Source organism: Streptomyces sp. cg36, from assembly GCF_041080675.1.
In the GTDB taxonomy this organism is placed as follows: domain Bacteria; phylum Actinomycetota; class Actinomycetes; order Streptomycetales; family Streptomycetaceae; genus Streptomyces.
This window is the reverse complement of sequence record NZ_CP163520.1, coordinates 1,778,576-1,802,771: the sequence shown is the minus strand read 5'-3', so window position 1 is coordinate 1,802,771 and position 24,196 is coordinate 1,778,576. Positions and strand designations below refer to the sequence as shown.

Genomic DNA, 24,196 nt, shown 5'->3' with positions numbered 1-24,196 from the left:
CGGCTCAGCCCTTCACGAGGAGACCGCGGCTGCGCAGCACATGGCGCTCCAGCGGGCTGAAGATCAGCAGATCGATGGCGATGCCGACGATCAGGATGAGGAAGATGGCGAGGAAGACGCCCGGCATGTCGGAGTTGTTGCGGCCGTTCTCCAGCAACTGGCCGAGCCCCAGGCCGAGATCGGGCGAGGACGCGATGATCTCGGCGGCCATCAGCGAACGCCACGAGAACGCCCAGCCCTGCTTGAGGCCCGCCAGATAGCCCGGCAGGGCGGCCGGCATCACGACGTGCCAGGTGCCGCGGAGCCCCGTCGCGCCGAGCGTCCGGCCCGCGCGCAGATACAGCGGCGGGATCTGGTCGACGCCGGAGACCAGGCCGTTGGCGATCGAGGGCACCGCGCCGAGCAGGATCACCGCGTACATCATCGAGTTGTTCAGCCCGAGCCAGATCACCGCGGGCGGCACCCAGGCCACCGACGGCAGCGACTGCAGGCCGGACAGGATCGGGCCGATCGCCGCGCGGATGAACTTCACCCGGGCCACCACCAGACCCAGCGGGGTGCCTATCGCGAGCGCCAGCAGGAAGCCGAGCATGCCGCGCGAGACGCTGGTCCAGACGATGTCGAGCAGGGTGCCCTGGAGCCACAGCTCCTTCAGGCCCGACCACACCGACGGCGGCGGGGGCAGCTTGGTGTCGTCGGCGACCTTCGCCCACACCAGCCCCTGCCACACCACCAGGACCAGCGCCACGGCGGTCAGCGGCGGCAGGACCTTCTTGACCAGCACCTCGCGCACGGGGGTGCGGTGGGACTGGACGGCGTCCAGCGCGTCGAGCCCCGCCTCCAGGCCCGCCAGGTCGTGGCGGCCGTCACCGCCCTTGCCGGCGGCGGTGTTCCCGTCCCGGTGCCGGTCGTCGTGGGCGTCCTCGACCGTGCCGGTCTCAGTGCTGGCCATGTCGGCGGATCTCCCCACGCAGTTGTTCGGTGATCTCTACGGAGAGCTCCGCGACGGCGGAGTCCTCGATGCGGCGCGGCTGCGGAATGTCCACGGTCCACTCGTGCGCCACCCGGCCGGGCCGGGACGACAGCAGCACCACGCGCTGGGCGAGCCGGACCGCCTCGCGCACGTTGTGCGTGACGAACAGGACCGACAGGTTCGTCTCGCTCCAGATCCGCGTCAGCTCGTCGTGCAGTACGTCACGGGTGATGGCGTCGAGCGCCGCGAACGGCTCGTCCATCAGGAGCAGTTGGCTGTCCTGGGCGATCGCCCGGGCCATCGCCACGCGCTGGCGCATGCCGCCGGACAGCTCGTGCACCCGCTTGCCGTACGCGCCGGTCAGCCGGACCAGTTCGAGGAGCTCCTCGGCGCGGGTGCGGCGCTCGTTCTTCGGCACGCCGCGCAGCCGCAGCGCGAGTTCGATGTTCTTGCCCGCGGTCAGCCACGGGAACAGCGCGTGCTCCTGGAACATCAGGGCGGGCCGCCCGCCGGGCGTCTCGATCGTCCCGGCGGTCGGCCGGTCCAGCCCCGCCACCAGGTTCAGCAGCGTCGACTTGCCGCACCCGGACGCTCCCAGGAGCGTGACGAACTCGCCCGGCGCGACATCGAGGGTGATGTCGTCGAGCACGAGCTGGGGGCCGGCGGGGCTCGCGAACGACTTCGACACGTGCCCGATGCGGGCGGCGTACTCCTCCGTCGTGCGGTCCGCGGCCTCGGCGACTGCGATGGCCATGGTCGTCACCTCCTGGGAACGGGTGCTGGTGCGGGCTTACTTGGTGCCGTATCCGGCGTCGTTGACCGTGGGCTTGCCGAGGGTTTTGAGGACCTTGTTGAGGGGGCGGAGGTCGTAGATGCCGTCCAGGTCGGGCTTTTTGAGGAGGCCGGCCTTGACCGCGTGGTCGGCTTCGAGGCCGAGGGTGGCGGCGAGGGGGTCGTCGGTGGTCTTGATGGACTGCCAGGCCGGGTCGAGGATGTTGGCGGGCAGGGCTTTGCCGCTGAGGGTCTTGAGGGCGGTGTTGGCGGATGCCTTGGCCTGGTCGGGGTGGGTGTTGATCCAGTCGTTGGTTTTGACGGAGCCGCGCAGGACGGCTTCGACGACGTCGGGGTGGGCCTTGAGGAACTTCTGGGAGACGATCACGTTGGTGATGACGAATTCGTGGTCGGCCCACAGGTCGGATTCGTCGAGGAGGACCTTGGCGCCCTGGGAGACGAGTTTGGAGGCGGTGGGTTCGGGGACCCAGGCGCCGTCGATGGAGCCGGATTTGTAGGCGTCCGGGGTGATCTTGTTGTCGGTGCGGACGACGGAGACGTCGCCCTTGCCGCTCTGGGCGTCGACCTTCCAGCCTTTTTCGGCGGTCCAGTTGAGGAAGGCGACGTCCTGGGTGTTGCCGAGCTGGGGGGTGGCGATCTTCTTGCCCTTGACGTCGTCGAGGGACTTGATCCTGTCGGGGTTGACGACGAGTTTGACGCCGCCGGAGGCGGAGCCGGATGATGCGGAGGTTGTGGCCCTTGGACTTGGTGTAGCCGTTGATGGAGGGGGAGGGGCCGATCCAGCCGATGTCGATGGCGCCGGCGTTGAGTGCCTCGATTTCGGAGGGGCCGGCGTTGAAGGTGGCGGTCTGGACCTTGGTGCCGCCGAGTTCCTTCTGGATGAGGCCCTGTTGGATGCCGACCAGGGCGGTGGCGTGGGTGAGGTTGGGGAAGTAGCCGATCTTCACGGTGTCGGCGGACAGCTTCTTGGCGTCCGGGGCGGCGGCGCCGGCCTTCTGGGCGTCGTCCGGCTTGTCCTTCTCCGAGCCGTAACTGCATGCGGCGAGCAGGACAAGGGGGAGCGCGGTGGCGGCGGCGAGCGCGGTACGCAGAGCGGGGCGGTTGGCAGGCACGGGAGGGGTTCCTCTCGTTGGCCCGGCGGTCAACTGCCCCTGGGGACGGGTCAGCTGGCCGGGAAGTCGGCAGGTCTTCGGCTGGAGCGGTGGTGCGGGTGGAGCCGCTGGGCGCGCGGGCGGTGCGCGTACGTCATCACGCACATCGGCCCACCCCGCCCTGCCCGCTGCCGAGGGCGCCGCTGCCGACACGGCCGCCCTCCTTGGCGAACGTGGAGTAGAAGTCGTAGGAGGCCATGGTCAGAAGTCCCACCCGTCGGAGTCGCCCTCGGCCCGCACGGGTTCGGGGGCGGCGAACGATTCGCCGACCATACCCGCGGTGAGTGTGGTGCCGTCGGTGGGGTCGATGAGGATGAAGGCGCCGGTGCGGCGGGAGTCGGCGTAGGTGTCGAGGGGGAGGGGGTGGGCGGTGCGGATTTTGACGCGGCCGATGTCGTTGGCGGCGAGGTGGCCGGGGTGGGGGTGCAGGGAGAGGTCGTCGAGGGTGAGGCGGGAGGGGATGTCCTTGACGACGGCTTTGACGGTGCGGGTGCCGTGTTTGAGCAGGACGCGGTGGCCGACGGTGAGGGGCTGGTCGGCGACGTGGCAGACGGTGGCCTCGACGTCCTGGGTGGTGGCGGGTGCGTCGCCGCTGGGCACGATGAGGTCGCCGCGGGAGATGTCGAGGTCGTCCTCCAGCAGGAGGGTCACCGACTGGGGGGTCCAGGCCACGTCCACCGGCTCGCCCAGCAGGTCGATGGCTTTGATGGTGGTGGTGCGGCCGGAGGGCAGCACGGTGACCTTCTCGCCGGTGCGGAAGGTGCCCGCGGCGATCTGCCCGGCGTAGCCGCGGTAGTCGGGGTGCTGGGCGGTCTGGGGGCGGATGACGTACTGGACGGGCAGGCGGGCGTGGCAGGTGGTGAGGTCGTGGCTGACGGGGACGGTTTCCAGGTGTTCCAGGACGGTGGGGCCGCCGTACCAGTCCATGTGGGCGGAGGGCTCGACCACGTTGTCGCCCTCCAGGGCGGAGAGGGGGATGGCGGTGATGTCGGGGATGCCCAGTCCGGCGGCGTAGGCGGTGAACTCGGCGGCGATCGCCGCGAAGACCTTCTCCTGGTAGTACCAGGTCCATCTTGTTGACCGCCAGGACCACGTGCGGCACCCGCAGCAGGGCGGCGACGGCGGCGTGGCGGCGGGTCTGCTCGACCACCCCGTTGCGGGCGTCCACCAGGACCAGGGCGAGGTCGGCGGTGGAGGCGCCGGTCACCATGTTGCGGGTGTACTGCACGTGTCCGGGGGTGTCGGCCAGGATGAAACGGCGCCGCGTGGTGGCGAAGTAGCGGTAGGCGACATCGATGGTGATGCCCTGCTCGCGCTCCGCGCGCAGCCCGTCGGTGAGCAGGGCGAGGTCGGGGGTGTCCTGGCCGCGGCGGGCGGAGGCGGCCTCGACGGCCTCCAGCTGGTCGGCCAGGACCGACTTCGAGTCGTGCAGGAGCCGGCCCACCAGGGTGGACTTGCCGTCGTCGACGGAGCCGGCGGTGGCGAAGCGCAGCAGGGTGGTGGCGGCCAGGCCGGCCAGCGGCTGGTTCGTGGTGGTGGTCATGTCAGAAGTACCCTTCGCGCTTGCGGTCTTCCATCGCGGCCTCGGACATCTTGTCGTCGGCGCGGGTCGCGCCCCGCTCGGTCAGGCGGGAGGCGGCGATCTCGGCGATCACGGCGTCCAGGGTGGCCGCGTCCGAGTCGACGGCGCCCGTGCACGACATGTCGCCCACCGTGCGGTAACGCACCCGCCGCCGCTGCACCCTCTCACCGCTCGCGGGGCCGCCCCAGCCGCCCGCCGTCAGCCACATCCCGCCCCGCTCGAACACCTCCCGCTCGTGCGCGAAGTAGATGTCCGGCAGCGCGATGCCCTCACGGGCGATGTACTGCCACACATCCAGCTCGGTCCAGTTCGACAGCGGGAAGACCCGCACATGCTCGCCCGGCGCGTCGCCGTACCGTTGTAGAGCTGCCACAGCTCGGGGCGCTGGCGGCGCGGATCCCACTGCGAGAACTCGTCCCGCAGCGAGAACACCCGCTCCTTCGCCCGTGCCTTCTCCTCATCACGGCGCCCGCCGCCGAACACCGCATCGAAGCGGTGCGCCCGGATCGCGTCCGTCAGCGGCAGCGTCTGCAGCGGATTACGCGTCCCGTCCGCCCGCTCCCTCAGCTCGCCCCGGTCGATGTAGTCCTGCACCGAGGCGACATGAAGCCGCAGCCCGTGCCCGGCCACCACCCGGTCGCGGTAGGCCAGGACCTCGGGGAAGTTGTGGCCGGTGTCCACGTGCAGCAGCGTGAAGGGCACCGCGGCCGGCGCGAACGCCTTCAACGCCAGATGCAGCATCACGATCGAGTCCTTGCCACCGGAGAACAGGATCACCGGCCGCTCGAACTCACCCGCCACCTCACGCACGATGTGCACCGCCTCCGACTCCAGCGCATCCAGATGGGTGAGCGCGTACGGACTGTCCGCACCCCCCGCCCGCACAGCCCCCGTCATGCCAGACCCCTCTCACTCAGCACGCCATGCACCGCGGCAGCGGACTCCCCCACACTCTGCAGATGCGACTCGATCCGCAGATCCGGCGCCAGGGGCACCTCATACGGGTCATCCACCCCCGTCAGACCGGCGAGCTCCCCCGCCGCCTGCCGCGCATACAACCCCTTCACATCACGTACCGCACACACCTCCACCGGAGTCGCGACATGCACCTCCACAAACGCCGTCCCCGCCTCCCGATGCCGCGCGCGCACCGCCTCCCGGCTGTCCGCGAACGGCGCGATCACCGGCACCAGCACCAGCACCCCATGCGAAGCCAGCAACTCCGCCACAAAACCGATCCGCTGCACATTCACAAACCGGTCCTCACGGCTGAACCCCAGCCCCGCCGACAAAAACTCACGCACCTCATCCCCATCAAGCACCTCCACACGACGCCCCCCACCCCGCAACCGACCCGCCAACTCACACGCAATCGTCGTCTTACCCGCACTCGGCAGCCCGGTCAGCCACACAGTGGCACCAGCGGTGGCCCCGCTCACTTGGTTCTCCTGGGTGTTGGTCATCAGCTGTGCAGCCCGCATTCGGTCTTGTTGCGCCCGGCCCAGCGCCCGGCCCGCGCGTCCTCGCCCTCGGCGACACGGCGGGTACAGGGCGCGCAGCCGATGGACGGATAGCCGTCCATGAGCAGCAGATTGGTGATCACGCCGTGCTCCGCGACGTACGCGTCCACGTCCGTCTGCGTCCAGCGGGCGATCGGGGACACCTTGACCTTGCGCCGCTTCTCGTCCCAGCCGACCACCGGGGTGTTCGCCCGGGTCGGGGACTCGTCGCGGCGCAGGCCGGTCGCCCACGCGTCGTACTGGGCCAGGCCCTCGCGCAGCGGCGCGACCTTGCGCAGCGCGCAGCACAGGTCCGGGTCGCGGTCGTGCAGCCGGGGGCCGTACTCGGCGTCCTGCTCGGCCACGCTCTGGCGCGGGGTGAGGGTGATGACGTTGACGTCCATCACCGCAGCCACCGCGTCCCGGGTGCCGATGGTCTCGGGGAAGTGGTAGCCGGTGTCCAGGAACACCACGTCCACGCCGGGCAGCGCGCGCGAGGCGAGGTGGGCGACCACCGCGTCCTCCATCGAGGAGGTCACGCAGAACCGCTTGCCGAAGGTGTCGGCCGCCCAGCGGAGTATGTCCAGTGGTTCGGCCTCTTCGAGCTCGCGCCCGGCCGTCTCGGCCAGTGCCCTGAGCTCGTCGGCCGAGTGCGCCTGAAGGGTCGTCATGAGGTCTCCTCCCGTGCGTGGGCGGACCGCGGCCCACGGGCCAGCAGTCCGAGGAACGAGAGCCGGAACGCGCGGTTGCAGCCCACGCATTCCCAGGCCCCGTGGCCCTCCTCGGAGGGCCGGAGGTCCTCTTCCCCGCAGTAGGGGCAGTAGAAGGGCGCCGCTCGCTCGCTCACGACAGGGCCTCCTCGTCGGCGCGCGCCGCCCAGGTGGCGAACCGCTCGCCGCTCCGGCGCTCGGCCTCGAACCGCTTGAGGACCCGCTCGATGTAGTCGGGCAGTTCGGCCGAGGTGACCTTGAGGCCGCGCACCTTGCGGCCGAAGGCGGGGTCGAGGCCGAGCGCGCCGCCCAGGTGCACCTGGTAGCCCTCGACCTGCTCGCCGTCGTCGTCGAGGACCAGCTGGCCCTTGAGACCGATGTCCGCGACCTGGATGCGGGCGCAGGCGTTCGGGCAGCCGTTCAGGTTGATGGTGATCGGCTCGTCGAAGTCCGGGATGCGGCGCTCCAGTTCGTCGATGAGCGCGGCGCCGCGCGCCTTGGTCTCGACGATCGCCAGCTTGCAGTACTCGATGCCGGTGCAGGCCATGGTGCCGCGCCGGAACGGCGACGGCTTCGCCGTCAGGTCCAGCGCCTCCAGCGCCTCGACGAGCGCCTCGACCTGCGCCTCCTCGACGTCCAGGACGATCATCTTCTGCTCGACCGTGGTGCGCAGCCGGCCCGAGCCGTGGGCCTCCGCGACCTCGGCGATCTTGGTGAGGGTCGTGCCGTCGACGCGGCCGACGCGCGGAGCGAAGCCCACGTAGAAGCGGCCGTCGCGCTGCCGGTGCACCCCGATGTGGTCGCGCCAGCGCTGGGCGGGCTCGGCGGGCGCGGGCCCGTCGAGGAGCGCGCGCTTCAGGTACTCGTCCTCCAGGATCCGGCGGAACTTCTCCGGACCCCAGTCGGCGACCAGGAACTTCAGCCGGGCGCGGTTGCGCAGCCGCCGGTAGCCGTAGTCGCGGAAGATGCCGATCACACCGGCCCAGACGTCCGGGACCTCCGCGAGCGGGACCCAGGCGCCGAGGCGCACGCCGAGCTTGGGGTTGGTGGACAGTCCGCCGCCGACCCACAGGTCGAAGCCGGGGCCGTGCTCGGGGTGTTCCACGCCCACGAAGGCGATGTCGTTGATCTCGTGCACCACGTCGAGCAGCGGCGAGCCGGAGATCGCGGACTTGAACTTGCGCGGCAGGTTGGAGAACTCCTTGCTGCCGATGTAGCGCCGCTGGATCTCGTCGATCGCCCAGGTGCCGTCGACGATCTCGTCCTCGGCGATCCCGGCCACCGGCGAGCCGATGACCACGCGCGGGCAGTCGCCGCACGCCTCGGTGGTGGAGAGGCCGACCGCCTCCAGGCGGTTCCAGATCTCCGGCACGTCCTCGATGCGGATCCAGTGGAGCTGGATGTTCTGCCGGTCGGTGATGTCCGCGCTGCCGCGCGCGAACTCCTGCGAGATCTCACCGATCACCCGCAGCTGCTGGGTGGTCAGCCGGCCGCCGTCGATGCGGACGCGCAGCATGAAGTACTTGTCGTCCAGCTCCTCGGGCTCCAGGATCGCGGTCTTGCCGCCGTCGATCCCGGGCTTGCGCTGGGTGTACAGGCCCCACCAGCGCATGCGTCCGCGCAGGTCGTTGGGGTCGATGGAGTCGAATCCGCGCTTGGAGTAGATCGTCTCAATACGTGTCCGCACATTGAGACCGTCGTCGTCCTTCTTGAACTGCTCGTTCCCGTTGAGCGGGGTGAAGTGACCGACGGCCCACTGTCCTTCGCCACGGTGGCGTCCCGGCTTGCGGCGGGGTGCGGCGGAGGAGGGCGTGTCTGGGGTGGCGGCCATGGGGATACGTCCTTCGGGACTGCAGGAGGGCGGCTCTGACCTGCACACTCTCGCTGCGGGCGCAGCGGTGCGCAAGAACTGTGGAGCATGCTGGGGCGGCGGTGCTGGGGTCTCTCAGCGGGCCGGACAGATGGCGCTGGACATACGGCCCAGGTCGACGTGTCGTCGACTCACCAAGGCAATTCCAGTTCCGGACATGGCGAAAGCGTGTCACGCGCGTCTCGGGCCAGTCCACCACTATCCAAAATGTGGACAACATTGTCCCGAATGCTGGGACGATGTGGTGTGGATCACTCTGCCCGTCCACTGGACGGGCGACCCCCGCCGCGCCCGCCCTCCGGGCGCACGGCGGGGGTCCGGGGCAGGCTCTCAGGCCCCCGGCCAGGGCCCCGGCGTCTCGGCCTCGGCCTGCTCCGCCACCTTCGTGTCGAACAGTTTGAACCCGCGCCGCAGATAGTTCTCCATCGCGTGCTCCCCGTCCAGCGAGCAGGTGTGCACCCACACCCGCCGCGTCGTGTCCCGGCCCGGCCAGCGGTCGGCCAGGTCCCAGGCGCGGGCGATGCCGTACGACAGGAGGTGGCCGCCGATGCGGCGGCCCCGGAACGCCGGGATCAGCCCGAAGTAGACGATCTCCACCGCCCCGTCGGCCTGCGCCTCCAGCTCGATGTACCCCGCCGGGGTGCCGTTCTCGTACGCCACCCAGGTCTCCACGCCCGGCCGGTCCAGGAACTCCCGCCAGCGCGCGTACGGCCACGGCAGCCGGTCCAGCCAGTGGATGTCACCGCCCACCGCCGTATAGAGGAAGCGGCTGAACTCGGGGGAGGGCACCTCGGAGCGGACGACACGGACGCTCCGCGCGGGCTCGGCGGCGGGGCGCAGATCGGCCGGGGACGTCTGCTCCAGGGACCAGGTGGTGACTTCGGCGAGGCTCATGCGGGCCACAGAATCACGGCGCGGCCCCGGAACCCAAGCCCGGTCCGCAGGTCAGTGCGGGTGCCGACGGGCGCCGAGCACCGCCGGGGCCGTGGAGTGCGGCAGCAGGTCCACCGCCCGGTCGGGCCCGATCACCTCGACCTCCACCCCCTCCGCGAACCGGTACGGCCGGTGGGCGAGGACCTCCGCCAGCCTGCGCCGCAGCCGGGACATCTCGGCCCGGACGGTCACCGTGCGCGTCGGGTCCTCGAAGATGTCGTGCGCGAGCTCGGCGGCCGAGCGCCCGGCCCGGTGCAGGGCCAGGACGTACAGCAGCTCGGCGTGGCGCGGGCTCAGCTCGTGGGCCCAGCTGCCCGCGTCCCCGGCCACCGTCACCGACCAGCGGCGCGGGCGGCTCAGGTCCAGCACCACCCGGGTGGGGACGGCGGCCGTCTCCACGCCGTCGTCCCCGGCCACCTGCACCAGCCAGCCGCCGGGCAGCGGCTCGACCGCGCACATGCCGAGCGAGGGCAGCCACATCCGGCCCGCCCGGAACGATTTGGGCAGCGGCAGCCGGCCCACCGGAGGCATCCCGGTGACCCCCGCCGCCCATCCGTTGGCGTCCACGGCCAGCGCGCGCCCGCCGACCCGGCACAGCACGGGCGCCGCCGCCGTGCGCAGCCGCTCCAGGGCGGCGAGGTGGCGGGTGCGCAGCTCGGCCTCGGCCAGCCGCGCGACGGAGGTGACGAACGACAGCGTCGCCGGGTGCATCGTGGAGAGCGGGCCGCTGATGTCCACCACGCCGATCAGCCGGCCGTCGCGCGGGTCGGTCACCGGCGCGCCCGCGCAGGTCCAGGTGTGGTGGGTGGAGGCGAAGTGCTCCGCCGAGTACACCTGGATCGGGCGGTGGGTGATCAGCGGGGTGCCGACGCCGTTGGTGCCGACCACCCGCTCGCTCCAGTCGGCCCCGACGTCGAACCCCAGCGCGTCGGCCTGCTTCAGGACCGAGGCGTGGCCCTCGCGCCACAGCAGCCTGCCGTCGGCGTCGCCGACGACCATGATGTGCTGCGCCGCGTCGGCCACCGACACCAGCGCCTCGCGCAGCACCGGCAGCACCTCCCGCAGCGGCGAGGACCGGCGGCGCCGCTCCACCTCCGCCAGCGGCAGCAGCCCGGCGTGGTTGCGGCCGTCCGGGTCGACGCCGTGGTCCAGCACCCGGCGCCAGGAGGCGTCGATCTCGGCGCGGGGGGCGACCCGGGGGCGCACCCCCGCGAGCGCGGCGGCCCGCATGCCCTTCAGCAGCCGGGTGGCCTCCCGTATGTCCATCGCGGCCAGCCGCGCCGGATCGAGGGCGGTGGTGTCCTGCACGGGGTCCTCCTGTCGACACCGTCGTCCCGAGGGGGAGTTGAACGGGGTGCCACGCCTTCATCGTGCCCGCCGGGGCGGTCAGGCGCGGCGATATGCCGCACATGGTTGCAACCCTTTGCAACTCTCGCGAACGGCCGCGCGTATGTACGAAGGTGGTGGAACACCGGTCGTCCGGTCGTCATGGCCCGCGAGGGCGCATGAGAGTGCGGGGGTGGTGCCGTGTCGGCGCAGCACCACCCCCGACGGACGTTCCCGGGTCAGACCTGGGCGCGGGCCCGCTCGACGACCGAGCCCAGGTCGAGCGTGTGCGGCAGCGTCCCGAAGGCCGCGCCCCAGTCGCCGCCCAGCCGCGAGGCGCAGAAGGCGTCGGCCACCTCGGGCGGCGCCCAGCGCACCAGCAGCGAGCCCTGGAGCACCAGGGTCATCCGCTCCACCAGCCGCCTGGCCCGCGCCTCGATGCCCTCCAGGTCGGCCAGCTCCGTCAGCAGGTCCTTGATGGCCCCGTCGAGCCGGTGGTCGGCGCCGCGCGCCCGGCCCACCTCCTGGAGGAACGCGTCCAGCGCCCCCGGCTCGCGCTGGAGCGCCCGCAGTACGTCCAGCGCCTGGACGTTGCCCGAGCCCTCCCAGATGGAGTTGAGCGGCGACTCGCGCAGCAGCCTCGGCAGCCCGGACTCCTCGACGTAGCCGTTGCCGCCCAGGCACTCCAGGGCCTCCGCGACGACCGGCGTACAGCGCTTGGTCACCCAGTACTTCGCCGCCGGGACCGCGAGCCGCAGCAGCGCCCGCTCCGCCTCGGAGCCGGTGCTCTGGACGGCGTCCTGCGCCGCCGCCAGCCGCAGCGCCAGCGTCGTCGCCGCCTCCGACTCCAGCGCCAGGTCCGCCAGGACGTTCCGCATCAGCGGCTTCTCGATCAGCACCCCGCCGAACGCGCTGCGGTACGCGGAGTGGTGGACCGCCTGCGCCACGCCCTGGCGCATCAGCGCCGCCGAGCCGACCACGCAGTCGAGCCGGGTCGCCGCCACCATCTCGATGATGGTGCGCACCCCGCGCCCCTCGTCCCCGACCCGGCGCGCCCACGTCTCGTCGAACTCGACCTCGCTGGACGCGTTCGACCTGTTGCCCAGCTTGTCCTTGAGGCGCTGGATGCGGAACACGTTCCGGGTGCCGTCCGCCAGCACCCGGGGCACCAGGAAGCAGGTCAGCCCGCCCGGGGCCTGCGCCAGCACCAGGAACCCGTCGCACATCGGGGCCGAGCAGAACCACTTGTGCCCGGTCAGCAGGTACTCCCCGCCGTCACCGAGCGGCCTGGCCCCGGTGGTGTTGGCCCGGACGTCGCTGCCGCCCTGCTTCTCCGTCATGCCCATCCCGAAGAGGACCCCGGCCTTGCCGGCGGCCGGGCGCAGCCCCTCCTCGTAGACATGGGAGGTGAGCCCAGGCTCCCACTCGGCGGCCAGCGCCGGGTCGGTCCGCAGCGCGGGCACGGCGGCGTGCGTCATCGACAGCGGGCAGCCGTGGCCCGCCTCGGCCTGGGTCCACACCAGGAATCCGGCGGCGCGCCGCACATGGCCGCCCGGCCGCCCCCAGGCGTCGGTGAGGCCCGCGCCGACCGCGTGCCCGAGCAGCCGGTGCCAGCTCGGATGGAAGTCGACCTCGTCGATCCGGTTGCCGTAGCGGTCGTGGGTGCGCAGCTTCGGGGGGTTCTCGTTGGCCAGCACCCCCCACTCCTGCGCCTGGGCGGAACCGGCCGTGCGCCCCAGCGCGCCGATCTCCTGTCGGGCGCCCTCGACGAGCTCCGGTGCCAGATGCCGTTCCACCCCCTCGACGAGGGCGCGGTCGGACGCGAAGACGTCGTATCCCACCAGGGGAGGAGCCTGGTTGGTCACTGTGTGGGTGGTGGCTGCCATGCCGATACGGTAAGGAGGTGCAGCCAGCAAATGAAACACCCGAGCGGCCGAAGGGCCGACTCCACCGGGCCCCGAGCCGACTCCACCGGGCCCGAGTCCTCTACCGCAACGTCTCGAAGCGGAAGATGTCCTGGCTGCTCCTGAAGGACACCGTCAACTCGTGCATCGAGTACCGGATCCTCGGGCTCGCGGCCGAGGCGGCGTTCTTCACCCTGCTCTCGCTGCCTCCGCTGCTGCTCAGCCTGATCGCGCTGCTCGGCTACGTCGACGGCTGGACCAACACGCACACCGTCGACAGCATCAACGAGAACATCCTCCGGGCCGCCCAGTCGGTCCTCTCCGACCGGGGCGTCCACGACTTCGCCGAGCCGCTGCTCGCGGACGTCACCAAGGGCAAACGGCCGGAAATCGTCTCCCTCGGCTTCGCCTTCGCCCTCTGGTCGGGCTCCCGGGCGGTCAACGTCTTCATCGACACCATCACGGTGATGTACGGCCTCGACGGCCATCGCGGCATCGTGCGCACCCGGATGCTGTCGCTGCTGCTCTACATCGTGGCCCTGCTCATCGGGGCGGTGGTGCTGCCGCTCGCGGTGGTCGGCCCGGACCGGGTGGTCCAGCTGATCCCGTGGGGGACGGATCTGATCAGCGTTCTGTACTGGCCGGTGATGATCCTCCTTTCGGTGGCATTTCTGACCACGCTCTTCCACGTCTCGGTGCCGGTGCGCTCGCCCTGGATCGAGGACGTGCCGGGCGCGCTGGTGGCGCTGGCGATGTGGGTGCTCGGCTCGTTCCTGCTGCGGATCTACCTCACCAACACCGTCGAGGGCCCCACCATCTACGGCTCCCTTGCCGCGCCCGTCGCCGTGCTGCTGTGGATCGGCGTCTCGGCCTTCGCGGTCCTGGTGGGCGCGGCCGTCAACGCGGCGATCGACCGGGTGTGGCCGTCGGTCGCCACGGCCGCCGCCCGCGCCGCCAACGAGCGGGTCAGGACGGCCCAGGCCGCCGAGATCGTCGCCCGCGCCGCCCAGGTCCGCGCGGCCTACTACGCCGAGGACCCGGACGACGACCCGGACCCCGCCGACACGGGGATGCCCTCGGAGTACCCCGAGCGGTGGTCCCGCTTCCTCCCGCCGGACGACGTGAAGTCCCGCCTGCACGGCACCCGCGACCACCAGCACGGCCGCGACCGGCACTGAAGCGCCTGGCCCACTCCGGTGGGCTTCAGCCCTCTTCGAGCGCCTCGACGATCGCGCCCAGCGAAGTGGTGACCAGGGTCGCCCCGGCCGCCCGCAGGTCCGCCGCCGAGGCCGGGCCGTCGGCGAGCCCCACGTAGGGGGCGCCGAGCCGGGCGGCGGTCGTGGCCGCCCCCGGCATCCGGCCGATCACCAGCGCGTCGGCGACGCTGCCCATGCTCTGCAGGATCGCGTCGTCGCCCATGGTCGTCAGCTGGCGGATCTCCACCAGACCGGCCGCCTCGGCCCCCAGCGCCTCCTCCACCGGCCCGGCCCGGCCCCCGGTGACCACCACGATCCGCCGCCCCGACCCGGCCAGCGCCCGGACCGCGTCCCTGGCGCGCGGGCGGGAGAGGGTGCCGTCGTGGTCGACGAGGACGTGCCGGACGGGCCCCAGGAGCGTGCGCAGGGGCGCCAGGGCGGGGCGGAGCGTGACCCGGGCCAGCACGCGCGGCCCGCCCGGCCGGAGCACCAGCGGCTCGCCGAGCCGGGCGTCCACCCGGACCTGGGCGAGGTCGAGCCGGGCGAGCCCGTGGTCGCGCACCAGCGGCCCGAGCAGCGCGCCGAGCCCCTGGCGCACCTCCGCCGCCCGCAGCGGGACCGCGTCGGCCCCGGCCTGCCAGGCGACGACCGCCTCGGCCGCGAAGGCGAGACCGTCCACGGCGCTGGGCAGCGGGAACGCCAGATCGAGGCGGTTGCCCGGCTCCGGCGCGGCGATCCGGCGGAACCAGACCGCGCCCCCGACGTACTCGTGGCGCTCGAACCCCTCGGTGTCCGGCGCGTCGAGCGACTCGTACACGCTGTCCTGCACACACACGTCGAGCGCGCCCGCGCCCCCGTCCCCCCGGTCGGGTGCCATGGCGAGCAGGGACATCGTCGTCGTCGACCCGCTGCCGCTCTGCACCACCAGGCTCAGCCGTACGGTGTCCAGCACCCCGTACGGCACGTCCCGGGCCAGGACCCGGGGCAGCTCCGCCACCGCCCGCCGCACCACGCCGGACGGGGTGTCCCCGGGCCGGGCCAGGAGCTGGACGCTGGTGCCGTAGAGGCGCTGGACCTCGGGCCGGACGCCGAACACCCGCTCCATGGCGGTCATCAGCGCGTCCTGGACGGCCGACGCGTCCTCGTCCGGGGTCACCCTCAGCACCACCACGGGCTCCGCCGACTCGTCCGACAGCGCGGCCCGCCGCCCGGTCACCGTCCGCAGCAGCTCCGCCAGCTCCTGGCGGTGGCGGTCGGCCCAGGCGCCCGGCATCCCCGCCAGCGGCTCGCCCGCCCACAGGCCCAGCGCGGTCCCGTACCGCTCCAGGGCGAGGCCGCGGTCGCCCGCGGACTCGGCTTCCTCCGCCTGGAAGACGAGCTGCTCCACGCCGAGGAGATCGACGTCGGCGCCCTTGAGCGTCAGCCGGTAGGTGCCGTCGGCCGCGCTCCTGACCGGGTGGCCGAGCCGGGTCAGACGCCGGGCGACGTCGTGGACGTCCTCCCGCCAGTGCGGCTCCCACAGCTCCGTGCCCGCCACCCGCTCGCCGCGCGCCAGGACCAGCGCGCACAGCATGCGCAGCGCGGGCCCGTCGGCGTCGGGGGCCGGGGTGCCGCCGACCCACGCTTCGGGCGGGCCGAGCAGCCGGTAGACGCGGCGGGTGGACGAGGGGGCGGAGAGCAACTCGGCCGCGGCCAGGCCGCGCGCCCCGGGCGCGTCGTCCAGAAGCCCGGTGATCACCGACGCCAGGGCCGGTGGCAGCGAGGCCAGGTGGTCGCGCCGAACGTTAGGGGCGCCCATGAGGGTCGCCGACGGGAGCCGGGTGTTGAGGGCCGCCTCCAGGAGCAGCATCCCGGCGTCCAGCAGGTCGTCCGCCGGTTCCGGCCCCGGATCGTGCCGCACGCCCGGGTCGCACAGCAGCGCCCCCCGCTCGGGCGACAGCAGGACGTTCTCGGCCCGTACGCCGCCGTGGACGATGTCCGCCGCGTGCAGGGCGTCGAGCGCGGAGAGCAGCTCCCGCGCGAGGCGCTCGACGGCGTCCGGCGGCAGGCCGTCCGGGTGGGCCGACAGCGTCTCGCGCAGCGTCGGCGCGTCCACCAGCTCCGCCACCAGGCACCAGGCGTCCTCGACCGCGAAGGCGTCGAAGTTCAGCAGCAGGTTCGGGTGGTGGAGGGCGGCGACCCGGCGGGCGTCGGCGAGGAAGGCGGACGTGGGGGCGGGCCCCCGGTCCGCCGGGAAGAGGTACAGGGTCACCGCCACCCGCCGCCCCGACGGCAGTTCGGCGGCCCGCCACACCTGGCCGGGCGGCCGGTCCCCGATCCGTGCGCGCAGCTCGTAGCGGCCCGCCAGCACCCGCCCGGCCGCGCCGTCCTCCCGCGGCCCGCGCAGCAGCCGTACGCTCTCCCGGCTGACCAGCGCGAACGGTGCGCCCGGCACCGCCCCGACCGGTCCGCCCCGGGCCGCCACCAGGGCGCGGAACTCGCCCGGGACCGCGCCCGCCATCGCCTCCAGACGGGCGTTCACCCGGCCGAGCAGCCCGCTGGTGCGGACGTGGGCGGTGTGCGGCAGCGTGCCGAGCAGGACCCGGCGCACACCGGGCCGGAACTCATAGGCGCCGGGCGGGCCCGGCACCGCCGTGAGCATGCCGCTGAGCACCACCTCGGCCAGGTGCTGCGGCTGGGGCCGCGCCTCCACGGCGGCGTGCACCAGCCGCATCACCGGCAGGTGCGCGCACCCCACCGCCAGATGCGCCGCGAGCCGGAACGCGGCCGGGGAGGCCACCGACCGGAAGCGCAGCACCAGTTCCTCGGCGGGCAGGTCGGCGGGCCGCGCCTCGGCCGCCCGCGCGGCCACCGGCGGACCCTGGCCCAACAGGGCGGCCGAGCCCGGCACTTGGGCCCCGCCGCGCGCGCCCACCAGCTCGGCCCAGTTCCGCAGCCACGGCGCCGACGGCATGAGGACGGGCACGGGCACCCCGCCGCCCGGCCGGTGCGGCGGCGCCGGCTCGTACGGCAGGAAGGTGAGCGAGGCCGCCGCCGCGCCCGGACCCGGCGCGCTCAGCAGACCGGCGGCGGGGGCGAACGCCGTGTACTGCCACAGCCGTTCCGGCAGGGGCTGGACCACCGCCACCGGCAGGGCCTTCGCCCAGCCGCGCAGGGTGCGGTACAAGCGCGCCCCCGCCGGGCCGTCGCGCCACTGCGGGCCCATGCAGTCGCTGAGCACCAGGACCGCCGTACGGCTGGTGGCGGCCTGCCGCGCCGCGAGCGTGCCGTCCGGGGCCAGCGCCACCGTCTCCACCGTGCGGAACGCCCCGGTCTGCGCCAGCGCCCGGTGCAGATCGCGCAGCAGCGGTCGCCACATCGTCATCGTCGGGCCCGCGTCGAAGACGATCCGCAGGTGCAGCCAGCGCTCCGGGCGCGGGCGCAGCACCGGGAGCCACCACTGCGGCCGGGGCCCGAGCAGGGCGCCCCGGTGCGCGGTCGCCGCCTCGTCGAACTCCCGGCGGTGCGCCGAGGGAACCCGCCGCTTGAGCGGGCGCACGGCCCGCTGGAGCGCCAGCGGGTGCGCGAGCATCGCGGGCGCGGGCGCCAGCAGCGGCGCGTGTTCGCCGCCGCCCGCCGGGTCGGGCGCGGGGCGCAGTGGCGGGGGAGTGCGCAGCGGTACGCGCTCCGGCTCCGGGCCGTCCGCGCGCCCGGCTGGGGAGGGCCCGGGCGGCTCCGGCTCCCGCTCCGGCGTCCCGGCCGCCGGGCCGGGGCCGGGCGGGCGGGGAGGCAGCCGGGGGGCCTCGCCGCTGTCCGGGCCGATCACCGGCTCCGGCCGCATCCGGGCCGCCAGCCACAGCAGTTCGGCGATCTCCCGCCCGGTCGGCTCGTACCGGCCCGCCGCCGTCAGCACCCGGCGCAGCGCGTCCGTGGCCGACGCGCTGGCGGCGGGCCGCTCAGAAGTCATCGGGCCGCGCGCCCTCCGGCTCCAGGGCCCGGCTCAGATACGGCATCAGATGCTCGGCGAGCCGCTCGCGGGAGGGGCCCGCCAGGCCCGAGGCCCGGCTGAGGTAGACCGCGTTGAGGAGCTGGTCGGTGGCCAGTTCGCCGCCGGAGGCGCGGTGCAGGAAGCGGTCGACCAGATCCAGCGCGTTCTGGTCGAGGTCGCCCAGATGGGCCTCGACGATCGCCTTCAGCTGGTGCTGGTCGGGCTGTCTGAGCTCCAGGACCACACAGCGGCGCAGGAACGCGGGCGGGAACTCGCGCTCGCCGTTGCTGGTCAGCACGGTGAAGGGGAAGGCGCGGCAGCGCACCCGGCCGCGCCGGACCGGCACCCGGAACTCCGCGCCCGCCACCATGACCTCGGCCTCCGGGTGCCGCTCCGCCGTGCGCACCAGCTCCGGGATCTCGAACTGGCCCTCCTCCAGCACGTTGAGCAGGTCGTTGGGCAGGTCCAGATCGCCCTTGTCGATCTCGTCGATCAGCAGCACCCGGGGGCGCTGGTGGGGCAGCAGCGCGGTGCCGAGGGGGCCGAGCCGCAGATGGTCCTCGATGTCGTTGCGCGGCTGCCAGGACCCGTACGACGCCGCCTCCATGGGGCCGCTCTCCCGCGTCGCGTACAGCCGCGACAGCGGGTCGTACTGGTAGAGCCCGTCGTCCAGGGTGCTGCGGCTGGTGATGTTCCAGCGCAGCACCGGCCCCAGCATCAGCTCCCGCGCCACCGCGTACGGCAGGCTGGACTTGCCGCTTCCGGGCGGGCCGGTGACGAGCAGCGGACGCCTCAAGTACAGCGCCGCGTTGACCAGTTCGACGCTCTTCTCCGTCACCACGTACGTCTGGGCGCGGTGGGTGCGGTCGGGGGAGGCGGAGTCCTCTTCCTCGGTGTCCTCGCGCGGCGGGGGCAGCAGCGGCCCGCCGTTGAAGGCGCGCCAGGGCGGCGGCGGGGGAAGCTGGGTGATGCCGTCGTGCGGATCGCCGCTGCCGGTGTACAGGGGCCACAGGGACACGGGGCTGCTCCACTCCGTCAGTTCAGCGGGGACAGGTCGGGCGGGGCGACTGGCGGGAAGCGGCGCGGGTCCTCCCAGATCAGGGTGAGCCCGGCCGCCCAGTGCGGCGCGTCCTCGTCGTCGTGCACGAACGCCTCCTTGCGCAACTTCAGCAGATGGCCCGGGAGTTCACCGGGGGCGAGGTGCGCCAGCCAGTCGGCGAGCGCGTCCAGGAACCCCTCGCCCCGGCAGCCGCCCGCGCACGGGGGTCCGGCGCAGCCGGTGTGCGGCCACAGGACGATGGGGGAGGGCGCGTTGAGCGCGGCCCCGTGCGGCTCGGTCGCAGTGCGCGCCGGGTCCGGCGGACGGGCGAACCCCACCGGCCCGTACACGTCCTGGAGCTGCACCGAGAGCCGGTCGGGGCGGGGCGTGTCGCCGCAGCGGATGCGGTGGACCGGCGAGGTGTCGCGGCCGTCGAGGGCGTCCCACATCCGCCGCAGCGTCCACTGGAGCCGCGGGTTGCTCCGGCGCACCCGGTCCATCACGACGACCGGCGAGACACAGCCCAGCGGCGGCTCGATGCCCTTGCGGCGGACCCACTGGTCGACCGGCTTGTGCAGCCAGTTGCGCGGCAGGGCGAAGGCGACCAGCGCCCGCCCCCGGTCGTCGAGGTCCCCGAACGCGTCGTCGATCCGGTCCAGGACCCACTCGCGCAGCTGCCGCTCGCCGGTGACGGTGGCCGAGTCGACGAGCCTTCGGCTGCCGTCCCGGTACGCGTACACCTCGACCAGCAGGGCGCCCCGGCCCTCGCCGCTGCGGTTGATCTCGACCAGGACCGGCGACCAGGCGGGCTCGGCGCCGCCCGGGCCCGGGAGCGGGCGGTCCGCGCCGCCCGCGGCACCCGCGCCGCCGAACCGCGCCCGGTGCTCGCGCGCCCAGCGGCGCAGCCCGCGCCCCAGCTCCGGGTCGGGGGCGGGGCCCTCGTCGCAGGCGGCGGCGAGCCGCACCGCGAAGTCGGCCAGCGGCAGCGCGCCCGCCGTCGGCGCCGACTCCGCCAGCAGGTGCCACGCCGCCTCCCACGGACTCCCGAACCCGCCGTCCGGCGGAGCCAGCCCCAGCGGGCCCACCGCCTGCCGGAACAGCGCGTCCGGGTCGGCCGTGCCGTCGGGCACCCGGGCGAGCAGCGCGGCCAGCGCCCGCTTCTCGGCGGGGAGGTGGCCCGCCGTCGGCACGTGCTCGGCCAGCGGCGGCCAGGAGCGGGCGAGGACGTGTGCCGAGACCATCCGCACCGGGTCCATGGAGGAGACGATGCCGACCACCCCGCCGTCCTCCGCCAGACTCACGGCCGCGCCGCTGAACCCGGCGGCCACCGCCGTTCCGTGCCCCTGCCAGGCTTCCAGCTGGGTCCACTCGTTGCCGGTCAAGTCGCGGGCGGAGCAGCGCAGTTCACTGATGACGCCCTCCTCGTAGTCCTCGGGGAAGCCATGGGCGAGGAGCCGGGGGGCGGGGAAGGCGTACGGGGCGTCGAGCCGGGCGAAACGGGCGGGCCGCACCGGCACGGGACCGGCCAGCTCCAGCACGGCCCAGTCGCCGGCGTCCCGGACGGAGCCCGCCCACCCGCCGCGCGCCACGACCCGCGCCGGGAACGGCCCGCGCCCCGGGAGCCCCGGGGTCCGCACCTCGGCACGCTCCTCCTGCCACACCACATGGGCGCAGGTCAGGACGTGCCGGTCGGTGAAGAGGAAGCCGGCGCCGGCCGAACCGCCGCACACGATGGACACCTGCCAGGACGGTGACGCCATCACGGGGCCGCCGGAGCTCCTCCCGGGGCGGCGGGGGCCGGGGGCGCCCCGGGGGCGGGCGAGGCGGTGGGCGACCAGGAGAGCTTCACCGTCAGATGCCCCTCGACCGCCGATCTGGCGATCACCGCGCCCGCCTCGGCGGTGAGCTTGACGCCGAACTCCAGCTCCACCGCGTCCGGCGCCAGCCGCCCGTCGCGGAAGACGTGCAGCGCCGACTCGGCCGCCGAACGGATGTTGTGCAGGGCGCTCTCGAAGGTGCGGGCGGCCTCCCCGACGGAGTCGTCGCCCCGGCGCACCAGCTTGGCGCCCGAGGCGTGCCGGTCGACCTCCACCACCACCTGGCCGCCGTCCTCCGTGCGGAACTCCATCAGCGCACCCATCGCCGCCCCCTCGTGGACCGTGACCAGCCGGGCGACCATTGTGGCGGAGCACCGGCGCCGCTGTCCGGGTTAGCCTCGAAGACATGTACCGAGAGCGCGCCTCGCGGATCCCCGGCGCGGTGGTGTGGGCGCGCACGCTGGAGCCGGGGGCCGTGGCTCCCGTCCTGCCGGACGGCTGCATGGACCTGCTGTGGCGGGACGGGGAATTGCTCGTGGCCGGGCCCGACACCCGTGCGTACGTGCCGGACGCCGCCACCGGGCCGCGGTACGCGGGCGTGCGCTTCGCGCCCGGCGCTGGCCCGGCGGCCCTGGGCGTCCCGGCGCACGAACTCCGCGACCGGCGCGTGCCGTTGGCCGCGCTCTGGCCCGGCGCCGAGGTGCGCCGCGCCGCCGAGCGGATCGGGCAGGCGCCGGACCCGGCGGCGGCCCTGGAGGCGTTGGCGCTGGCCAGGGCCGGGGAGCCGGACCCGCTGATGCGGGCGGTGGCGGCGCGGCTGGCCGAGGGCCGCCCGGTCGCCGAGACGGCGGCGGCCGTCGGGCTCGGCGCCCGCCAGCTGCACCGCCGCTCCCTGGACGCGTTCGGCTACGGCCCCAAGACGCTGGCCCGGGTGCTGCGCCTGCAGCGGGCCCTCGCGCTGGTGTGGCGGGGCGTGCCGTACGCCGAGGCGGCGCTCGCGGCGGGCTGCGCCGACCAGGCCCATCTCGCCCGGGAGATGCGGGCGTTGACCGGGACGACCCTCAGCGGCTACGCCAGGGCGGCGAAGAGCGCGACACCGACCCCGTCCGGGTCGTGGAGCGTCGCGTAGCGCTGCCCCCAGAAGGCGTCGAAGGGCTTGAGGTGCCCCGCGTGACCGGCCGCCACCAGCGACTCGTACACCCCGTCCACCTCCTGGGGCGAGTCGCAGACGAAGGCCAGCTCGACCCGGCCGCCGCCCGCCGGGCGGGTCCAGCCGGGGTCGATGGAGCGGATCACCTCTTCGGTGTCCCAGAGGATCCGGGTGCCGCCCGGGAGCGTGTGCTCCACGTGCGGCTCGCCGTCGGCGGCGGCCGGGATGTCCAGGCCGAGGCGGCGGTAGAAGGCGAGCGAGGCGGCCATGTCGGAGACGACCAGGCCGAAGGCGTCGAATCGTGCGTTCATGGCTTCACCGTAGGAGGGCGCCGGCCGGCGGGTCTTGAAGGAAACGGACATCCGCCGCGGCCCGCCCGCCACGCCTCCGCCCGTGGGAACACCCGTTCTTGGGCAGCCCTTGGGGCCTTCGGGAGCCGTGGTTGGGGCGGACGTTACCCAAGGTCAGGCCATTTCCGCGGCATCTGCGCCGGGGCCCCCGAGGCCGCGTAACGTGTGCGCATGGCTGCCGCCGATCAAGCGACCCGGACCGTGCCGGGCCGAGAAGAAACCGCGCGCCCCGGGCGCCGCGACACCGTCCGGCTGGCGCTGGTGGGCGCGGTGTTCGCGCTCGTCTGCGCCGCCGTCCAGCTCGCCACCGGCGCCTGGCGCCTCCCGCTCGGCTGGGACGAGACGGTGTACGTGAGCCAGGTCGACCCGCGCGTGCCGAGCGCGTTCTTCAGCGAGCCCCGGGCCCGCGGCATCAGCTGGCTCGCCGCCCCGGCCGCCGAGCTGACCGGCTCGATCCCGGTGCTGCGCGCCTGGATGCTGCTGCTCGCGGCGGCCGGTCTGGTCCTCGCCTTCAAGCCCTGGACGGCCCTGGTGGGCCGCCGGGTCGTCCCGGTCGCGGCCGTGCTCTTCGCCGGGCTGTGGGTGGTGCAGTTCTACGCGGGCGAGGTGATGCCCAACCTGTACGTGGCGTACGGGGCGCTCGCCGGCACCGGCTGGTTCCTGCGCGCCGCCGACGGCCCCGGCCGCCGCCGGGGCCCGCTGTGGGCGGTGGCGCTGAGCGTCGCGTTCACCGCGCTGGTGCGGCCCTACGACGGCGGTTATCTGGCGGTGGCGCTGCTCGGGGCGGTCCTCGCGGTACGGGCGTGGCGGCGCCGGGACCTGGCCCTGGCGGTCCTGGGCGGGCTCGCGGCCGGGGCGCTGCCCTGGGTGGCCGAGGCGTACGCGCGCTTCGGCGGGCTGCTGGAGCGGGTGCACGGGGCGGGGGAGGCGCAGGGCGGGCTCGGCCTGCACAACGCCCTCGGCATGAACCTGATGACGCTCAACGGCCCGCTCCTGTGCCGCCCCTGCACCTCCGGCTGGCCCAACCCCCAGACCACCGCGGTCTGGTGGCTCGCCCTGCCGCTGCTGACCGCCCTCGGCGTGCTCTGCGCGGCCCGGGCGGGGCGGCGGCGCACGGCGCTGCTCGCGGTGTGGTGCGCGGCGGTGCTGGCGGTGCCCTACCTCTTCGGCATCGGCTACGCGGCCCCCCGCTTCCTCGTTCCCGCGTACGCGCTGCTCGCGGTGGTCGTCGCCGAGGGCGCGGCCGGTGCGGTGGCGGCGGCGCGCGGGCGGTGGCGGGTGGCGGTCCTGGCCGCCGTCACGGTGTGCGTGGCGCTCCAGCTGTGGGGCCAGTACGGGATCCTGGACCGCCGCACGGCCCGCCAGCAGGCGCTGCGCTCCGACGACGAGTGGCTGATGGCGAGCCTCGCCCGGGACGGCTTCCGGCCGCCCTGCACCGTCGTCGGCGACCAGTCCCAGCCGCAGGCGTTCTACGCGGGCTGCTCCTCGCGGGCCAGCGACCGCCGGGACCGGACCGCCACCGTGCCCGGGGTGCTGGCGGCGGTGCGCCGCACCCCGGTGGCGCTGATCCAGGCCGCGCCGACCCCGCCCGCGTACGCGCGCGCGTGGCCGGGCCACAAGGTGGTCACCCCGCGCACCGGGACGGTCTGGTACGTCTTCCTCGCCCCGGCCCCCGCGCGGTCCGCGGCCGGGCACGGGTAGCCGGGCGCCCCGCCGGGAGGGGGCGCGGGCGAGCGGGCGGGAAACCCGGGCCGGGCGGGCGGGAGAGGGGCGCGGGCGGGGCGGGGGAAAAACCTGTTGGCCGGGTCCGGGCGCCTTCGTTATGGTGACCGCGTTCCGTACGGCGGCCGTTGGCCGTCGTGCCCGGCGATGGACCCGACACGGGAGGTGTGACCAATGGCTGTCACGGCGATGGGCGCTGCCCTCATCCAGAAGTG

General features: G+C 74.0%; 18 protein-coding genes and 3 pseudogenes. 3 read left to right on the top strand and 18 right to left on the bottom strand.

Annotation, left to right across the window (positions count from 1 at the left end; all coding sequences use genetic code 11):
- Positions 1-4: 4 nt before the first annotated feature.
- The 13 genes and pseudogenes from AB5J87_RS08040 to AB5J87_RS07980 form a co-directional block, all read right to left on the bottom strand.
- Positions 5-952, bottom strand: coding sequence for an ABC transporter permease (locus tag AB5J87_RS08040; RefSeq protein WP_369375508.1), 948 nt, complete (start codon positions 950-952; stop codon positions 5-7).
- Positions 939-1,727 (bottom strand): ABC transporter ATP-binding protein, encoded by a 789-nt coding sequence (locus AB5J87_RS08035; RefSeq protein ID WP_369375506.1) that lies wholly within the window; start codon positions 1,725-1,727, stop codon positions 939-941. Before AB5J87_RS08035 ends, AB5J87_RS08040 begins: the two co-directional genes overlap by 14 nt.
- Positions 1,728-1,763: 36 nt before the next feature.
- A pseudogene (locus tag AB5J87_RS08030) lies at positions 1,764-2,877 on the bottom strand (aliphatic sulfonate ABC transporter substrate-binding protein).
- A 240-nt stretch (positions 2,878-3,117) separates the two neighbouring features.
- Positions 3,118-4,459: pseudogene (locus AB5J87_RS08025) on the bottom strand (sulfate adenylyltransferase subunit 1).
- Position 4,460: 1 nt separating this feature from the next.
- Positions 4,461-5,395, bottom strand: a pseudogene (gene cysD, locus AB5J87_RS08020) (sulfate adenylyltransferase subunit CysD).
- Positions 5,392-5,979 (bottom strand): adenylyl-sulfate kinase, encoded by a 588-nt coding sequence (gene cysC, locus AB5J87_RS08015; protein ID WP_369375504.1) that lies wholly within the window; start codon positions 5,977-5,979, stop codon positions 5,392-5,394. Before cysC ends, cysD begins: the two are co-directional and overlap by 4 nt.
- The gene (locus tag AB5J87_RS08010; protein ID WP_369375502.1) at positions 5,961-6,668 is read right to left on the bottom strand and encodes a phosphoadenylyl-sulfate reductase; all 708 of its coding nucleotides are present in this window, start codon (positions 6,666-6,668) and stop codon (positions 5,961-5,963) included. The genes cysC and AB5J87_RS08010 overlap by 19 nt, the downstream gene beginning before the upstream one ends.
- Entirely contained in the window at positions 6,665-6,844 is a 180-nt protein-coding gene (locus AB5J87_RS08005; RefSeq protein ID WP_369375500.1) for a hypothetical protein, read from the bottom strand. The genes AB5J87_RS08010 and AB5J87_RS08005 overlap by 4 nt, the downstream gene beginning before the upstream one ends.
- Entirely contained in the window at positions 6,841-8,538 is a 1,698-nt protein-coding gene (locus AB5J87_RS08000; RefSeq protein WP_369375498.1) for a nitrite/sulfite reductase, read from the bottom strand. The genes AB5J87_RS08005 and AB5J87_RS08000 overlap by 4 nt, the downstream gene beginning before the upstream one ends.
- Before the next feature lie 114 nt (positions 8,539-8,652).
- Positions 8,653-8,736, bottom strand: a complete 84-nt coding sequence (locus AB5J87_RS07995; protein WP_310591794.1) for a putative leader peptide — start codon at positions 8,734-8,736, stop codon at positions 8,653-8,655.
- Between the two features lie 171 nt (positions 8,737-8,907).
- Positions 8,908-9,471 (bottom strand): GNAT family N-acetyltransferase, encoded by a 564-nt coding sequence (locus AB5J87_RS07990; RefSeq protein WP_369375496.1) that lies wholly within the window; start codon positions 9,469-9,471, stop codon positions 8,908-8,910.
- 51 nt (positions 9,472-9,522) lie between these two features.
- On the bottom strand, positions 9,523-10,776 hold the full coding sequence (locus tag AB5J87_RS07985) for a GAF domain-containing protein (protein WP_369383431.1): 1,254 nt from the start codon (positions 10,774-10,776) through the stop codon (positions 9,523-9,525).
- 299 nt (positions 10,777-11,075) lie between these two features.
- Positions 11,076-12,722: an acyl-CoA dehydrogenase family protein gene (locus AB5J87_RS07980; protein ID WP_369375494.1), complete on the bottom strand. Its 1,647-nt coding sequence runs from the start codon at positions 12,720-12,722 to the stop codon at positions 11,076-11,078.
- A gap of 17 nt (positions 12,723-12,739) precedes the next feature.
- On the opposite strand from AB5J87_RS07980, the gene AB5J87_RS07975 reads away from it, so the two are divergent.
- Positions 12,740-13,918 carry a YihY/virulence factor BrkB family protein gene (locus AB5J87_RS07975; RefSeq protein ID WP_369375492.1) on the top strand — a complete coding sequence of 393 codons (1,179 nt, stop codon included), beginning with the start codon at positions 12,740-12,742 and terminating at the stop codon, positions 13,916-13,918.
- A gap of 25 nt (positions 13,919-13,943) precedes the next feature.
- Here AB5J87_RS07975 and AB5J87_RS07970 read toward each other — a convergent pair whose 3' ends face one another.
- From AB5J87_RS07970 to AB5J87_RS07955, 4 genes are read right to left on the bottom strand one after another with little or no spacing between them, the layout of a single operon-like run.
- On the bottom strand, positions 13,944-17,882 hold the full coding sequence (locus tag AB5J87_RS07970; RefSeq protein ID WP_369375490.1) for an SAV_2336 N-terminal domain-related protein: 3,939 nt from the start codon (positions 17,880-17,882) through the stop codon (positions 13,944-13,946).
- Positions 17,872-18,921 carry an AAA family ATPase gene (locus AB5J87_RS07965; RefSeq protein WP_369375488.1) on the bottom strand — a complete coding sequence of 350 codons (1,050 nt, stop codon included), beginning with the start codon at positions 18,919-18,921 and terminating at the stop codon, positions 17,872-17,874. Before AB5J87_RS07965 ends, AB5J87_RS07970 begins: the two co-directional genes overlap by 11 nt.
- Before the next feature lie 17 nt (positions 18,922-18,938).
- Complete coding sequence (locus AB5J87_RS07960; RefSeq protein ID WP_369383430.1) at positions 18,939-20,702, bottom strand: trypsin-like peptidase domain-containing protein; 1,764 nt, start codon at positions 20,700-20,702, stop codon at positions 18,939-18,941.
- Positions 20,702-21,082 carry a CU044_2847 family protein gene (locus tag AB5J87_RS07955; protein WP_369383429.1) on the bottom strand — a complete coding sequence of 127 codons (381 nt, stop codon included), beginning with the start codon at positions 21,080-21,082 and terminating at the stop codon, positions 20,702-20,704. Before AB5J87_RS07955 ends, AB5J87_RS07960 begins: the two co-directional genes overlap by 1 nt.
- 83 nt (positions 21,083-21,165) lie before the next feature.
- Here AB5J87_RS07955 and AB5J87_RS07950 point away from each other — a divergent pair, with 83 nt between their 5' ends.
- Positions 21,166-21,888, top strand: coding sequence for a helix-turn-helix domain-containing protein (locus AB5J87_RS07950; protein WP_369375486.1), 723 nt, complete (start codon positions 21,166-21,168; stop codon positions 21,886-21,888).
- Here AB5J87_RS07950 and AB5J87_RS07945 read toward each other — a convergent pair.
- Complete coding sequence (locus AB5J87_RS07945; RefSeq protein WP_369375484.1) at positions 21,828-22,220, bottom strand: VOC family protein; 393 nt, start codon at positions 22,218-22,220, stop codon at positions 21,828-21,830. The two genes, AB5J87_RS07950 and AB5J87_RS07945, sit on opposite strands and share 61 nt — an antisense overlap.
- A gap of 210 nt (positions 22,221-22,430) precedes the next feature.
- Between AB5J87_RS07945 and AB5J87_RS07940 the strand changes: the two genes are divergently transcribed.
- Entirely contained in the window at positions 22,431-23,960 is a 1,530-nt protein-coding gene (locus tag AB5J87_RS07940; protein WP_369375482.1) for a hypothetical protein, read from the top strand.
- Positions 23,961-24,196: the final 236 nt, after the last annotated feature.